The sequence below is a fragment of the Antrihabitans auranticaus genome, assembly GCF_016481275.1.
Classification (GTDB): Bacteria; Actinomycetota; Actinomycetes; order Mycobacteriales; family Mycobacteriaceae; genus Antrihabitans.
In genome coordinates this window covers 181,694-195,310 of the sequence record NZ_JAEMNW010000004.1, presented here as the reverse complement: position 1 = coordinate 195,310, position 13,617 = coordinate 181,694, and the positions used below count along the sequence as shown (strand labels likewise).

Annotated in this window: 15 protein-coding genes and 1 tRNA gene; 5 read left to right on the top strand and 11 right to left on the bottom strand. The window is 62.8% G+C overall.

The features are described from left to right. Positions 1–17: 17 nt before the first annotated feature. From JGU72_RS18935 to JGU72_RS18925, 3 genes are all read right to left on the bottom strand, one after another. On the bottom strand, positions 18–476 hold the full coding sequence (locus JGU72_RS18935; RefSeq protein WP_199685564.1) for a single-stranded DNA-binding protein: 459 nt from the start codon (positions 474–476) through the stop codon (positions 18–20). 400 nt (positions 477–876) lie between these two features. Next, on the bottom strand, positions 877–1,815 hold the full coding sequence (locus JGU72_RS18930) for a threonine/serine dehydratase (RefSeq protein WP_199685563.1): 939 nt from the start codon (positions 1,813–1,815) through the stop codon (positions 877–879). Continuing rightward, a complete protein-coding gene (locus tag JGU72_RS18925; protein WP_199685562.1) occupies positions 1,812–3,842 on the bottom strand; it encodes a bifunctional copper resistance protein CopD/cytochrome c oxidase assembly protein in 2,031 nt (676 codons plus the stop codon). The genes JGU72_RS18930 and JGU72_RS18925 overlap by 4 nt, the downstream gene beginning before the upstream one ends. A gap of 141 nt (positions 3,843–3,983) precedes the next feature. Between JGU72_RS18925 and JGU72_RS18920 the strand changes: the two genes are divergently transcribed. Further along, on the top strand, positions 3,984–4,742 hold the full coding sequence (locus JGU72_RS18920) for a hypothetical protein (RefSeq protein ID WP_233532689.1): 759 nt from the start codon (positions 3,984–3,986) through the stop codon (positions 4,740–4,742). A 69-nt stretch (positions 4,743–4,811) separates the two neighbouring features. On the opposite strand, the gene JGU72_RS18915 is transcribed toward JGU72_RS18920, so the two are convergent. From JGU72_RS18915 to JGU72_RS18900, 4 genes are all read right to left on the bottom strand, one after another. Further along, positions 4,812–5,297, bottom strand: a complete 486-nt coding sequence (locus tag JGU72_RS18915; protein ID WP_199685561.1) for a nuclear transport factor 2 family protein — start codon at positions 5,295–5,297, stop codon at positions 4,812–4,814. 219 nt (positions 5,298–5,516) lie between these two features. Beyond that, positions 5,517–5,589: transfer RNA gene (locus JGU72_RS18910), tRNA-Arg, on the bottom strand. Positions 5,590–5,633: 44 nt separating this feature from the next. Beyond that, positions 5,634–6,347, bottom strand: coding sequence for a hypothetical protein (locus JGU72_RS18905; protein ID WP_199685560.1), 714 nt, complete (start codon positions 6,345–6,347; stop codon positions 5,634–5,636). A 129-nt stretch (positions 6,348–6,476) separates the two neighbouring features. After that, entirely contained in the window at positions 6,477–6,758 is a 282-nt protein-coding gene (locus tag JGU72_RS18900) for a hypothetical protein (protein ID WP_199685559.1), read from the bottom strand. A 169-nt stretch (positions 6,759–6,927) separates the two neighbouring features. Between JGU72_RS18900 and JGU72_RS18895 the strand changes: the two genes are divergently transcribed. Genes JGU72_RS18895 through JGU72_RS18885 form a run of 3 tightly spaced genes read left to right on the top strand, consistent with a single transcriptional unit; the run spans position 6,928 to position 8,799 of the window. After that, positions 6,928–7,527, top strand: coding sequence for an NADPH-dependent F420 reductase (locus tag JGU72_RS18895; protein WP_199685558.1), 600 nt, complete (start codon positions 6,928–6,930; stop codon positions 7,525–7,527). Between the two features lie 10 nt (positions 7,528–7,537). Continuing rightward, positions 7,538–8,281, top strand: a complete 744-nt coding sequence (locus JGU72_RS18890; protein WP_199685557.1) for an enoyl-CoA hydratase/isomerase family protein — start codon at positions 7,538–7,540, stop codon at positions 8,279–8,281. Beyond that, positions 8,281–8,799 (top strand): SAM-dependent methyltransferase, encoded by a 519-nt coding sequence (locus JGU72_RS18885; RefSeq protein ID WP_199685556.1) that lies wholly within the window; start codon positions 8,281–8,283, stop codon positions 8,797–8,799. The genes JGU72_RS18890 and JGU72_RS18885 overlap by 1 nt, the downstream gene beginning before the upstream one ends. A 57-nt stretch (positions 8,800–8,856) precedes the next feature. Here the strand turns inward: JGU72_RS18885 and JGU72_RS18880 are convergent, their stop codons facing one another. The 3 genes from JGU72_RS18880 to JGU72_RS18870 are packed head-to-tail and all read right to left on the bottom strand — an operon-like array spanning position 8,857 to position 11,410. Beyond that, a complete protein-coding gene (locus JGU72_RS18880; RefSeq protein WP_199685555.1) occupies positions 8,857–9,069 on the bottom strand; it encodes a hypothetical protein in 213 nt (70 codons plus the stop codon). 16 nt (positions 9,070–9,085) lie between these two features. Beyond that, on the bottom strand, positions 9,086–10,264 hold the full coding sequence (locus JGU72_RS18875; RefSeq protein ID WP_199685554.1) for a fatty acid desaturase family protein: 1,179 nt from the start codon (positions 10,262–10,264) through the stop codon (positions 9,086–9,088). A 27-nt stretch (positions 10,265–10,291) separates the two neighbouring features. After that, complete coding sequence (locus tag JGU72_RS18870) at positions 10,292–11,410, bottom strand: ferredoxin reductase (RefSeq protein WP_199685553.1); 1,119 nt, start codon at positions 11,408–11,410, stop codon at positions 10,292–10,294. 149 nt (positions 11,411–11,559) lie between these two features. On the opposite strand from JGU72_RS18870, the gene JGU72_RS18865 reads away from it, so the two are divergent. Continuing rightward, complete coding sequence (locus JGU72_RS18865) at positions 11,560–12,177, top strand: TetR family transcriptional regulator (RefSeq protein WP_199685552.1); 618 nt, start codon at positions 11,560–11,562, stop codon at positions 12,175–12,177. Here JGU72_RS18865 and JGU72_RS18860 read toward each other — a convergent pair. After that, a complete protein-coding gene (locus JGU72_RS18860; RefSeq protein ID WP_199685551.1) occupies positions 12,149–13,495 on the bottom strand; it encodes an MFS transporter in 1,347 nt (448 codons plus the stop codon). The genes JGU72_RS18865 and JGU72_RS18860 overlap by 29 nt on opposite strands. Positions 13,496–13,617: the final 122 nt, after the last annotated feature.

Genomic DNA, 13,617 nt, shown 5'->3' with positions numbered 1-13,617 from the left:
AGTGACATTCGTGCTGCTCAGAACGGCGGCGCCTCGTCGACCGCAGCGCCGACGCCAACCAACTCGGCTGCTCGGGGATCTTCCATCGTCGGCACGAGCCGCACGGGACCACGAACGACCTTCATCACCTTCGCCGTCGCATACCGCAGCGACGGACCTATTTCGTCGACCTCGAGTTCCATGACCGTTCGCTTCTCGCCATCGCGGGTCTCGTACGTCCGCTGCTTCAGCCTGCCCTGCACGATCACACGCGTGCCCTTCACCAGCGTCTCGCAGGCATGTTCGGCTGCTTCGCGCCAAATGCTGCATCGAACGAAGAGCACCTCACCGTCGCGCCATTCGTTGTTCTGCCTGTCGTAGAAGCGCGACGACGACGCGATCGTGAAGTTCGCGACGTTGGCCCCGGTCCCCGTGGAACGAAACTCCGGGTCTGTCGTCAGGTTGCCGATCATCGTGATGGTTGTCTCGCTTGCCATTTCTCGTTCTCCTCGCTCGATCCCGGCCTTTCACCGCGCTGATTGCGCCCTTCCAGACTTGCGAACGAAACGACGCAACGGGGATTCGAAAAGAGATCTGGGGATAGCGCCTTCGGCTGTGAACAACTCGCCGCACGGCAGCAAGGGAGGCGAGGAATCAGTCGGTGCCACCTGCTATACGACGAAACCGACCGTGATGTTCGCCGGCAGTTTCGCGAAAGTTGCGCGCACTGGAGGCCTTTCAATGCCTGACATCGGTCTTGCCGGACGCGACGCTGGGGGGCTACCTGGAGACCTCCTCGACGTCTTCGCCTACGCCGTCGATTACGTCTCGCGTATTGCAGAGATGGCGACCGCCACTGGTAGTGGATCCGATCGCCGCACAGGCCCAGCTGGAGTTCTATCGGTCGTCGCCGTAGAGGTCTCTGGGGTCGGTGTTTGCGCCACACAAGACGATGATGGGCCGCTCGCCCGACTGCGGCACGTAGGCACCGGACATGACGGCCGCGAGAGCCGCTGCCCCACCCCATTCGACCGCGATCCGGAACTGCCGCCACAAACACGTACGCGCCGCGATAATTGCGGAGTCCTGCACCAACACCGACGATACAGTTTGCCGCGCAACGATTTCCATCGCGACTCCACCGAGCCGGGTGGCGCCGAGCGAGTCCTCTGCGACACCGTGCACGGAGACGTCGACCGGTTCGCCGTGCTTCATGGCTTCGTGCAGAGTCGGGGATCCCTCGGGCTCGACACCCACGACGCGCCGGTTCATCCCGACTGCTGCTGCTACTCCCCCGATCAAACCACCGCCGCCGACAGCGACGAGGATGGGATTCGGCTCTGGGACTTGCTCTTCGAGCTCGAGGCCGATGGTTCCGGCTCCGGCCACGACGTCGGGCAGGTCGTATGCGTGCAGTTGAAAGGCGTTCCGTTCGGCGGCAAGTTCGGTCGCTCTCGCATACGCGACTTCGTAGGTACTGCCGTGTAGCACCACGGTTGCGCCTAGGTCGCGCAGGGCATCGACCTTTGCCTGGGGCGCGTTCTCTGGAACAACGACGACGCACCCGACCGACTGCGCTCGAGCCGCCGTCACGGCGGCGATCCCTGCATTTCCACCGGACGCGATAACTATTTCCGAACACCCACGCGCACTGTGCAACAGCGTGTTCAGACTCCCGCGAATCTTGAAAGACCCGCCGAACTGCAGGTACTCCAACTTCAAGGTGACGGGAATGTCGCCTGCCGGACCCGGCACGTCGGCGTCCAGCACGGGCGTCGAACGAACGCGGCCGGCAATCCGCTCGCGAGCAGCAACGACGTCCGCGCGCTCGATCATCGTCCCGCTTCCCGTTCCCGCCGGGCGAGCTCTCGGAACATCGCGTTGTGCGCAGCCAACTCCGCATCGTCGTCACGGTCGGCAGCGCGGTCGTATCGTTTCGCGGCTCGCTCATCGGTGCGCGACCACTGGATGAGAAGTGCCATCATGACGAGAACCAACGGGATTTCACCTGTGGCCCAGGCAATTCCGCCACCCAGGCGTTGGTCACCGAGCAGATCGGTATTCCAGGTCAAGCCGAGGCTCCGGTAGAACCACGCACCCATGACGGTGTCCATGCTCATGAGCACGACACCGAAAAATGCGTGAAAGGGCAACGAACCGAACACCATTGCCAGCTTCGTGACCGGCTGCACCTGCCGGGGTGACGGGTCGACGCCAATCACCACCCAGTAGAACAGGTATCCGCTCAGCAGGAAATGCAACGTCATCAGCACGTGGGCGGGGTGCGAATCCACCGTCGAGTCGAAGATCCCGCCCAGATACAGCGCATAGAAGCCACCGACAAAGAGAGTCGCCGCCACGACTGGCTGAGTCAGGAACCGCGACACCGGACTGTGCAGGCCGGCGAGAATCCATTCGCGCATCCCCGGCGGCTCGTTCTTGCCGGCCGGTGAGAGTGCGCGCAGCGCCAAGGTGATCGGACCGCCGAGCGCGAGCAGCACCGGCGCCAACATCGACAGAGCCATATGCGACGCCATGTGCACGCTGAAGACTGCCGGGGAATAGCGACCGATACCCGACGACGTGCCGATCAGAAGGACGACGCAACCGAGAACCCAGGCGACTGTCCTGCCTGCGGGCCACTGGTCGCCGCGCCGCCGCAGTCGTCGAACACCGACGAGATAGAGCACCGCGAGAACGATCGCAGCCGTGCCGAAAAGGAGATCGAATCGCCAGTCGAAGGCCAACCGCCCGAACGTCGGCGGACCCTCCAGGTTGTAGCCGAGTTCGGCCTCCGTCAGCGTCGGAACCTTTACCGCGTCCGGTGGTGGCGGGGTCCGGCCGAGCCCCACTCCGAGTCCGATTGCTACGGCGAACAGCATCGCCTCGATGCTCGCGAACCGGATCAGTGGACCGCGCGCAGTCGGATCGGCGACCAGGGCAGGCAACGCACGTTTGCGCTGCGCAAAGCCGAGCACTCCGAGCAAGATCAACGCGGCGGACTTCGCGACAATCAGGAGTCCGTACGTCGTCGTGAATACGTCGTGCAGCGGCAGCCGGACGAGCGAATTGATGACGCCGCTCGCGGCCATGACCACGAAGGCGATGCCGGCGATGGTCGAGAAGCGGCGGGCGGCGACGCCCATGTACGCGCCGTTACCGCGCGCGTGTGCGAGCAAGGCAAGCAGTCCGCCTGCCCAGAGCGCGGCCGCCACGAGATGCAGAATCAGGCTGTTGGTCGCCAAGTCGTGTGATCCGCCGGCTGACGAGTGCCCGTTCACCGCAAGTGGCATCAACGTCAGCAACGCGAGACCGAGCAACGGCGGCGTCCACCCCCAGCGCAGGACGAGCCGGCACCCCACTGCGAGGACGACAGCGAGACCGGCTGTCCATGCCCACGCACTCGCCATCTCGACCAGGCTGATCGTTCGCCACACGTTGTTCGGGTCCATCGCAGTGGACAGCGGCTGGCCCGTCGTATCCGAACCGGTCAGCGGAACAAGCAGAGCGGCACAGAACGCCCAGACGAGCGCAGCGTTGGACGCGACTCGAACCGCGCGGTAGCCGTCGACGTCGAGCACGCCGTTCTTCTGTGGCGGAACCAGGAACGCCGCGAGCAACAGACACCCCACAGCCACGACCGCGGCAAGCTCACCGATGGCCCGAACCGCCGGCAGGCCGTAGCTCGTGAGCGCCCCGGGATCGGGGATGCCGAGCACAGCCAGAGCCTTCGACGCGGAGAGGCTGACGACGAACGCTGCGACGAGACCAGCAACCAAAGCCGCCAGGACGAACACCGCCGACGAACTCGCGCGTGCCGTCTGGGAAGTTCGCGGCGATTGCGCGAGGTCGGGTGTTGCCATGGAAACCAGATTAGAGCCGTGGCGGGAGTCACCCCTGCGCGGAGGCGGGCGATCGCAAGTTCAGGTTGGTCGATCGGTCCCGAATAGCCTTGTGAAGTGGGATTATATGAATCCACCCGAACACTTCGGAGGCCGGTGATCATGAGCAGCGTTTTCCAGGACATCTCGGAGCGAAACCGGCTCCCGATGTTCTTCCTCTTCCTGAGCATCGTCTTGGCGTTCGCGTTCATCCGCTTCAGCGTGCGAATGATTCGAGCGGAGGTGAAGTGGTGGCCGGGGAACGTGACACCCGGCGGCCTTCACATCCACCACGTCGTTTTCGGGCTCGTGTTCATGCTCGTCGGCGGCTTCGGTCTGGTGGCGTTGGCACATCAATACTCGCCCGTCGCGTCGTGCATCCTGGCCTCGATTTTCGGGGTCGGTGTAGCGCTGGTGCTCGACGAGTTCGCGATGGTCTTGCATCTGCGCGACGTCTACTGGGCAGAGGAGGGCCGCAGTTCGATAGATACGGTGTTCGTCGCTATTGCAGTCACCGGCCTGTTCATCCTGGGAATCCACCCGATGGGCTTTGCCGGTGACTTCGATGCCCTTCGGGACGACGGCAGCATCGTGGCGGTCGTGAGCGTGTTCTTCTTCTTCGCCGTGAACTGCGCTATAGCCGTGGTCGTGCTGCTGAAGGGCAAATTCTGGACCGGTTTCCTCGGTCTGTTCTTCTCGCCGCTGCTTCTCATCGGTGCGATCCGCCTCAGCCGGCCCGAAGCGCCGTGGGCGCGGAAGTTCTACACCGCAAAGCCTGCGAAGCTCGCTCGCGCCGAGAAGCGCGAGCGGCAGATGCGCGAACCGGTCATCCGACGAAAGATCTGGGTCCAGGAAGCGGTGGCAGGAAAGTTCGGGACGTGATGCACGGCCGAACTCCGCTGCCACGGCGTGCCAGCGGAGTCAGCCCGAATCGAAAGTGACGGAAACTATCTATGCGGCAGGCGCTGCGGGATCCACAGAAGAATGGTGAGTTGCAATCAACCAGCCACCGTTCTCGTATTCGTAAACCCAAGTGACACGGGCGTGCACATCTGCGCCATTTGCATTTATTACCCATAGCCCGGTGTCATACGCGAGATTGCACTCGGATTTCTTGACGCTCAACTCCATTCGCGGCTTCGGGTTCGCTTTGATGAGATTGACGAAGTAATCGGTGATTTCCTGCGGCGTATCCGCGATCGGCATCGAGAGGGTCGGCAGCAGCACCGCATCGGGTCGGTACAGTGCAGCAACCTTGGTTGCGTCGCCCGATCGCAAGGCCTCGTCCCACTTCGCAAACAGCGCGTCGAGCTCGCCGTCACCCGCCTTGACACAATTGTCGTCGGCCTTACCGGAATCGTCTTCGCTCGAACACGCCACCATCGAAGCGGCTAGCGCTAGAGCACAAAGTCCCATTCCGAACGGTTTAAGATTCATTGCCTGTCTCCTATTCGATCTGCGCGCGCGGATGCTCCGGCCGAACGCGTGAATAGTAGCTCTGAACTGCGCCTTTCGGGACATTTTTCACGACGCGCAACCGTGCCATTCAGCAGCAATTATGTGGCAATTGAAAGACGCCTTAGAAATGGGCTCCTGACGCAGAGAAGGCGGTTCGCCGCTATTCGCTGACGCGCTACCTACAGCATCAGACCTGAGTGCCCCCGGCAGGATTCGAACCTGCGACCAAGGGATTAGAAGGCCCTTGCTCTATCCCCTGAGCTACGGAGGCGCGCGGCAATAATAACCGGTCGGCAGGTCAGGGCTCACACACCCTTAGCGACCCTGCAGCCAGCGCATCTTCATGGCGAGATGGTTGCCTACCCACTGCTGCAACTGCGCGGGATCAGCGGGTGGCGGCGCTTCACCCGGAAAGAGCAGCGAGCCGTCGGGATTGCCGACCCGTGTAGTCGACGGCGCGGCTTCGACAGGCGCGGGTTCGAGCGACTCGGCCTGCAGCGGCGCGGGTTCCAGTGCGAGCGGTTCGGCGATCACCTGCGGGGCCTCGGTGAGCACCGGGTTCGCGACCACGGTAGGCACGGCAGGAAGTTCGGGCACCGGTACGACGGCAGCGTCGGAGTTGTAACTATCGGTCTGCACATAACCGGGGACTTCGACGACGGGCTGTTCTGCAACCGAAGGAATGGCTTCGGGCAGCACAGGGGCCGCTACGACATTCGGCTGCGCAACAGGATTCGACGCAATGGGTGCCGCGGCGTTCTCCCGAGTCCATGGGCCGGCGATTACCGTTGCGACAGAACCAGTTCCAAGAAGCGTCACGGCGACGGCAGCCAGCGTGTGGCGCCGCCCCCAGGACGCTTCGACCCGAGCGTGATGGGCCGCGTGGTGCCGGACCGCGCCATGCTGGGGCACCACTGCGAGGGCAGTGACAGGCTTGAAGAGTGCGCGCGGCGCGGTGAAGGGAATCGCGGCCGAGCTACCTGTGACCAGCCCTGCGATGAACTCTGCATCGACGCTGTGACGGCCCATGTCTCGACCTTCCTTCGGCCTCGACGTCGAGGCACTCCGGGTGTTGCGAGACTTACGCTACCTGATTCGATATCGTTTCGTAACCATTTCGTGATGATTTCTTGCCTACTCGGAAGCCGCGTCCAGGCCTCAGCAGGGTTCGGCGGAAATCGAAGCGATAGCGCACGAAATCCCACCGAGCAGACCTGCTCCGCCCCGAATGACATCGGGATTTCCCAGAATGAGGTCGCGGATGCCCGCGCCCAGCGGTGCTGCCTGATCACCGATGATGGGCGGCACCTCGATGTAGGGCAGAACCTCGACCGGGACGTTGAACAGCGGTGGCGCATCCGCGGCCGCCAACGCCGGGAGCGCCACGGACAAGGCGAACGGCGCCGCAAGGAGGGCCGTAGTGACTGTTCGCCAGATCATGAGTGCCTCCTTGAACCCCGACGCGCAGCCGAAGTAGCGCCGAGTTTGCCGACTCGGCTCACGTTATCGCAGAGGTCCTGCGCTGCGATGGCGTTCGATCAGACCCACCGCCGGCAGCCACCCGGCAGACTGATGTGAGGTTCCAGGAGACGGCCGAGGGAAGGGTTCTATGAACATCGGAATTCTCGGAAGCGGGCACATTGCCATGGCAATTGCCGGCCACGCGACGGGTGCCGGATATCCCGTCATGATTTCGCGGCGTGGCGATCCCGAGTCGCTCGCGCCGAACGTCGCGACGCTTGGACCGAGTGCGCGAGCCGGATCGTTTCAAAACGCCGCCGAGTTCGGCGACATCGTTTTCATCGCCGTCGTCTGGGATGCGGTTCCCGCGGTGACCGCGCAAATTCCGACGTGGGACGACAAGATCGTCGTCGATCCGACAAACCCGTTGCGCGCTGAGAATGGCGGGATAACCGTGCTGGAATACGCCGCAGCGACCAGTAGCGAGGTCATCGCGGACCTCGTTCCCGGAGCCCGGCTCGTGAAAGGCTTCTGCACGTACACCGCCGCCGATCTCGCCGCCGACCCTCAGGTGGACGGTTGGCGGCGCGTGATGATGCTCGCCGGCGACGACAACGCGGCCAAGCTCGCTGTTGCTGCACTGACGTCCGACATGGGATTTGCCCCGGTAGATGCAGGCACACTCGTCGAAGGTGGCGGTAAGTTCCAGGTCGGAGGACCGTTACGCGCGCAGCTGCGCGGATTCTGAGAGGGCCGAAATGACCGAACCACTTGTGCTGAGCTCGATTTCGAACGGCGTAGCGACGCTCACTCTCAATCGTCCGGACAAGCTCAACGCATTGACCCCCGGAATGTTCGCGGAACTCGAAGGACACCTGACCACGCACGCCGCGGATCCGGACGTGCGCTGTCTCGTCCTGACCGGCGCCGGCCGATCCTTCTGCGCTGGACACGATTTGGGGGCCCTGACCGAAACGGAAGACCCGAATCATCTCCGGCACGCGGCCGCGGTCATCGATCAGCTCGAGAACCTTCCGTATCCGACGATCGCGAAAATTCGCGGCCACTGCATGACGGGCGGTCTCGAACTCGCACTCGGCTGCGATCTGCTCGTCGCCGCGCAGTCTGCGCAGTTCGCGGACACGCACGGCAAATGGGGTCTCGCGCCGGTCTGGGGAATGTCGGTCCGGCTACCCGAACGCGTAGGACGTTCCAAAGCAAAAGAATTGAGCTTTACCAGCAAGCGCATCGATGGCCGTACGGCCGATGAGATCGGTCTCGTCGACCATTGCGCGACGGACGACCGGCTCGACTTGGCCGTCGAAGAGCTCGCCGCGCAGATCCTGGCGAATTCCGCGGGGACCAACCGGATCTACAAAGCCCTGTTCGCCCATCACACCGGAACCGATCGCGCCCAAGCGCTCGAATTCGAGCGCGTGCTGCCGTTCGGAATGCCGGACGACCTTGCGTCGCGACTCGGCCACAACACGGACAAGGCGTAGTGGCAGGTCCCGCCGACCGGATTGCGTGGGCTGTAGAGACCATGCGCGTCGACCCGTCCGACCGCGTCCTGGAGGTCGGTTGCGGGCACGGTGTCGCAGTGACTCTGATTGCTGAACAGCTCGACGGCGGTCGAATAGTGGGTGTCGACCGTTCACCAAAGATGGTGGCGGCCGCGGCAAGACGCAATGCTGCTTTCGTCGAGTCCGGCGTCGCGACGTTTCATTGCGCCGAACTCGCTGACCTGGATCTGACCGGCGAATTCGACAAGGTTCTCGGCATCCACGTACCAGTCTTCGCCAGGGGCGAACCGGCGCGCGAACTTGCGGCCCTCCGTACGCGCCTCACGCGCGGGGGACTGCTGTTCCTCAGCTACCAACCCCTCGAGCCGGGTCACGTGCCATCGATCGCCGACCGGTTGTCGGCAGTCTTGAACGACAACGGTTTCGGCGTTCGGAACGTGGCGATCGCAGATTTGCCCTCGGGAACAACGCTGTGCGTCACCGCTGAGATCGCCTGAACAACGACGAATGGCCGCCCCGATTCACCGGGACGGCCATTCGCGATGGGTTGAGGTTCAGACTTCAGAATCGTCGGAGTCGGACCGATCTTCCTGCGCCTTTTTCGTGGCTTCCCGCATCTCGAGGCCGTCGGTGATCAAATCGCCGATTTCGCGAGTGACATCCTTGACGGCTTCGGTGATGATTCCGGCAATGTTGCCGACACGGGTCGCGGCCGACTCAGTGAGGTCCTGAATCATATCTTTGTTGCTCTCGAACTTTCCGACCATGATCTCTGCGTACCCCTCAGGCTGCGGCGTTGTGACGTTGAAGAATAACACCGGGCGCTGAACTGGGCCTGACCAGCGAAGGCGGTAGAGCCAGCTTGAAGATCTTCGCCCAGACCGATCCGATCTGCTTGAAGAAGCCACCCTTGTTGTACGAAAGGTTGTACTTCTTGCACAGCGCCTCGACCTCCGGAGCAATCTCCGGATAGCGGTGCGCGGGCAGGTCCGGGAACAGGTGGTGCTCGATCTGGTGGCTCAAGTTGCCCGACATGATGTGGAAGAGTTTTCCGCCGGTGATGTTCGCTGAACCGAGCATCTGGCGCACGTACCACTCACCCTGGGTCTCGTCCGCGGTCTCGTCCTGGGTGAACGTCTGTACACCAGTGGGAAAGTGACCACAAAAGATGATCGAGTACGTCCACAGGTTGCGAACCAGGTTCGCCGCGGCGTTTCCGAGCAGAGTGGAAAGGAACAGCGGACCGGTCAGCAACGGGAAGACGACGTAGTCCTTCAACACCTGCTTGCCGGCCTTGCGCCGCCAGCCCTGCAGGATCGGCTTTACGTCGCTCCATTTGCGCTTGCCCTGCACGACGTTCTCGGCCTCGAGATCGTGCATCATCACGCCCCACTCGAAGAAGACCATCAGCAGGAACGCCCAGACCGGGTTGCCCAGGTAGTAGGGATTCCACTTCTGGGATTCATCCATGCGCAGGATGCCGTAGCCGATGTCGCGATCCATGCCGAGGATATTGGTGTAGGTGTGGTGCATGTAGTTGTGCGAGTGCCGCCACTGGTCTGCGGGGCACACGGTATCCCACTCGAACACACGGGAATTCAGGCCATCTTCACGCATCCAGTCGTACTGGCCGTGCATGACGTTGTGGCCGATCTCCATGTTGTCCAGAATCTTGGACACCCCTAGTGCCGCGACTCCGGCCAGCCAGAACGGAGGCAGGAAGCCGAGGTACATGAGGCCACGTCCGGCGACCTCGAAACCTCGCTGGGCCTTGATGATCTTGTAGATGTACTCGCGGTCGCTGTCGCCCAGATCGTCGACGATCCGCTGGCGCAGCGCGTCGAGCTCCTTGCCGATCTCCTCGACCTGAGCGGCAGTAAGGACGACCGGCGCGGCCTGATCCTTCTTGATTCGAATCTTGTTGCCCCGCAACAAAGGTGTGGGCAAGGTCAATACGGACATGATGTTGTCCCTGTCTGTGGTGGTTGGTCAGATTTCGATGGCGACGTCGCCGACGGCGGCCGAAATGCAAAGCTGGATAGGCTGATCCGGATCGCTGTCCGTCTCCCCCGTCTTCAGGTTCTTCGTGCACCCACTGGTCTTGACGGCGGTGCAGGAGAAGCAAATTCCCATCCGGCAGCCGTACTCGGGCGTCAAACCGGCGGCTTCGGCCTGGTCGAGCAGTGTGCCGCCATTGTTCTCCGCTTCGACGCTGCTGGCCGTGAAGGAAATGGTTCCTGTCGCATCGTCGTCGCCGACTGCGATCGCTGGCGCGAATTCCTCGGTGTATAAACGATTTTCGAGACCCAACTCGGTGAACAGTGTGCGGACACCCTTCATCAGCCCGGGCGGACCGCACAGGTAGGTCGCGGCGTCGGCATGCCACGGTGCGGCATGCTCGAGGTGTTCGATTCCGAAGAAGCCCGATAGTCCGCTCGACTCGGGCTGCGCCGTGTAAGCGAAGACGACCTCGACGTTGTGCCGATTCGCTGCAATATGTTGCAGCTCGTCGCGATACGGTACGTCGGCCGCCTTGTCCGCATAGTGCAGGAACGTGATCGGTCCTTGATGACCCTCGTCGACGAGGGTGCGCAGCATGGCGAGCACCGGCGTGATGCCGCTGCCACCACTGATGAGGAGAACCTTTTCCGGTCGCTCCGCAGGCATCGCGAAGACACCCGACGCCTGGGTCAGGCTGACGATCAAGCCGGGCGCAGCGTGTGCGTGAAGGTACTGGGACACAAGGCCTTCGGGGTGCGCCTTGATCGTCAGCTCGATGCGTCCGTCTGCGCGATACTGCGAGCATGCCGGCGAATAACAGCGAGTGTGGCGAACGCCGTTGATGACGACGCCGATCTGAACGAACTGACCCGCCTCGAATCCATCCCACTGCCAGGTCGGCCGCAGGGTGAGCGTGACGGTGTCGTCGGTCTGTCGAAGAACATCGGTGACCTCGGCGCGCAGATCGCGCACCGAAGCCATTGGGTTGACGAGTTCGAGGTAGCGATCGAGCTGGTGCGGCGTGGCCATCGTTTCCACGAGGGAAAGCAGCTTGTTGCCAGCCAGACGACGCGGTCGCGCGAGTCGCTTCGGCAGAATAGAGGTCATGGGCTGACTCCTGAAAGATTTCAGTGCACATCCGTGCACCGAAATAAGTGTGACATCCAGACCCACCCAACTGTCAACTGGCAAAACCAGTGATCCCGTCGACGCGCACAGCGGGATGTGACGCAGTGCACAGCTGTACGCTGTAATCCATGACTGAGGCGCGCACACGGGCTGAGCGCAAGGAGCAAACACGGCAAGCTCTGCTCGATGGCACGCTCGAACTCTCGTCGGATCGCGGGTTCGCGAACGTGAGTCTCCGCGAGATCGCACGGTCCGCCGGGCTCGTGCCGACGGCGTTCTACAGGCATTTCGCATCACTCGACGAACTCGGCCTGGCCTTGGTCAACGACGGCATTCGCGCGTTGCGCCTGATGCTGCGCGACGCCCGTAAGACGTCGGGCACGTCGAGCGCCCGGCAATCGCTCGAGGTTCTTTCCAAGCACATGCTGGCAAACCCGGAACTGTTCCGCTTCCTCTACCGCGAGCGTTTCAGCGGTTCCGCGGTCGTCCGCAACGCGATCGAGTCGGAGCTGACGCTGATCGTCCGCGAACTCACCGTCGATCTCGCACGCGTGCCGGTCACCGACGAATGGGACACCGACGACCTGGAAATGGCGGCGGACCTCATCGTTTCGGCAATGATGAATGCGATGGCGACCTACTTGGCAGCCAGTCCGGTCGACCGCGACGACGTACTTGCACGGTCGGGGAAACAGTTGCGATTGATCCTGGTCGGCGTTACCGGGTGGCGTCCGTCCCGGCGATAGCCTCCGGGTCCGGCGCTCGGACGATCGACAAAGCCGCAAGGCCCAGCCCCAGAACGACCAGAATTCCGACGATTCCCGCACGGTCGTTGCTGAACGCAAACGCGAAGAGCCCGAACAGCGCAGGTGCGATGAACGAGGCGGCGCGACCGGTCGTCGCATAGAGGCCGAACATCTGGCCTTCGCGGCCGGGTGGTGTGAGCCGTGCGAGGAACGTTCGCGACGACGACTGCGCCGGACCGACCCACAGGCAGAGCAGAAGGCCGAAGACCCAGAACATCAGCGGACCGGACACAACCAGCAGAATCACGCCGGCCACGATCATGCTCACGAGCGACACTGTGATAACCAGCTTGGGGCCGACGCGGTCGTCGAAGCGCCCGGCAACTACAGCACCGAGGGCTGCGACCACATTCGCAGCAACTCCGAACAGCAGAACATCGGCGTCCGCGATTTCATACACACTGACGGCGAGCACCGCTCCGAACGTGAACACACCAGCGAGGCCATCGCGGAAGAGAGCACTCGCAATGAGGAAGTGGACGGTCCGCCGGTCGGCAGCCCAAAGGTCGCGCACGTCGTGCCACAGAAGGCGATACGACGCGATGAAACCGACCTGGGCCTTCTCTGTGTCAGCCGCACTCGGCGGCAGTTCAGGGACGGTGAACAGCACGGGGAGGGCGAACACCGCGAACCAGACCGCCGCAAGGATCGCGACGAGGCGAATGTTCATGCCGTCGTCGGTGGTGATGCCGAGCAGACCGCGTGTGTCGCCATCGCCTGCGATGAATCCGAAGTAGCAGATAAGCAGCAGCACGATGCCACCGAAATAGCCCATCGCCCAACCGAATCCGGAGACTCGGCCGATTGTCGCCGGCGTAGAAACTTGGCGCAGCATCGCGTTGTAGGGCACCTCGGCAATCGCGAACACAACGGTTCCGACGCCGAGTAGAACGAGGCCCAGCCACAGGTACTTATAAGTGTCGCCGACGAAGAACATGCCGGCCATCGCAGCGACTGTCACCGCGGTCAGTAGGCCCAGCGAGCGCTTTCGTTTCGCCGACGCATCGAACCGCTGCCCACTTACCGGGGCAAGCACCGCGACGAAGAAGCCCGCGATGCCCAACGACCAGCCGAGCCATGTGCTCGCCGATACCGGTCCGGGCAGATCGTCTCCAACTTTGTCCGTCAGATAGACCGAGAACACAAAAGTGAGGATCACCGCGTTGAAGGCCGACGAGCCCCAGTCCCACAATCCCCATGCGCCGATTTGCCTGCGTGTCGCGGCTTCGCCTATCCCTGCGGGCGCCGTGGTGTCCATGAAACGGGAGCCTAGGTGAGAACACTGCGCCGCAGCGTCGTACTGCGGTATGGCACGCCAAGGTGTCGGCGTGCTTAGTACGCACTTAGTTGCATAGGCACCTAGGTGCATATAAATTCTGA

What these genes read in the sequence shown, in the direction of transcription:
- JGU72_RS18935 (WP_199685564.1), bottom strand. Translation starts at nt 476, where the DNA reads ATGGCAAGCGAGACAACCATCACGATGATCGGCAACCTGACGACAGAC.
- JGU72_RS18930 (WP_199685563.1), bottom strand. Translation starts at nt 1,815, where the DNA reads ATGATCGAGCGCGCGGACGTCGTTGCTGCTCGCGAGCGGATTGCCGGC.
- JGU72_RS18925 (WP_199685562.1), bottom strand. Translation starts at nt 3,842, where the DNA reads ATGGCAACACCCGACCTCGCGCAATCGCCGCGAACTTCCCAGACGGCA.
- JGU72_RS18920 (WP_233532689.1), top strand. Translation starts at nt 3,984, where the DNA reads ATGAGCAGCGTTTTCCAGGACATCTCGGAGCGAAACCGGCTCCCGATG.
- JGU72_RS18915 (WP_199685561.1), bottom strand. Translation starts at nt 5,297, where the DNA reads ATGAATCTTAAACCGTTCGGAATGGGACTTTGTGCTCTAGCGCTAGCC.
- JGU72_RS18905 (WP_199685560.1), bottom strand. Translation starts at nt 6,347, where the DNA reads ATGGGCCGTCACAGCGTCGATGCAGAGTTCATCGCAGGGCTGGTCACA.
- JGU72_RS18900 (WP_199685559.1), bottom strand. Translation starts at nt 6,758, where the DNA reads ATGATCTGGCGAACAGTCACTACGGCCCTCCTTGCGGCGCCGTTCGCC.
- JGU72_RS18895 (WP_199685558.1), top strand. Translation starts at nt 6,928, where the DNA reads ATGAACATCGGAATTCTCGGAAGCGGGCACATTGCCATGGCAATTGCC.
- JGU72_RS18890 (WP_199685557.1), top strand. Translation starts at nt 7,538, where the DNA reads ATGACCGAACCACTTGTGCTGAGCTCGATTTCGAACGGCGTAGCGACG.
- JGU72_RS18880 (WP_199685555.1), bottom strand. Translation starts at nt 9,069, where the DNA reads ATGGTCGGAAAGTTCGAGAGCAACAAAGATATGATTCAGGACCTCACT.
- JGU72_RS18875 (WP_199685554.1), bottom strand. Translation starts at nt 10,264, where the DNA reads ATGTCCGTATTGACCTTGCCCACACCTTTGTTGCGGGGCAACAAGATT.
- JGU72_RS18870 (WP_199685553.1), bottom strand. Translation starts at nt 11,410, where the DNA reads ATGACCTCTATTCTGCCGAAGCGACTCGCGCGACCGCGTCGTCTGGCT.
- JGU72_RS18865 (WP_199685552.1), top strand. Translation starts at nt 11,560, where the DNA reads ATGACTGAGGCGCGCACACGGGCTGAGCGCAAGGAGCAAACACGGCAA.
- JGU72_RS18860 (WP_199685551.1), bottom strand. Translation starts at nt 13,495, where the DNA reads ATGGACACCACGGCGCCCGCAGGGATAGGCGAAGCCGCGACACGCAGG.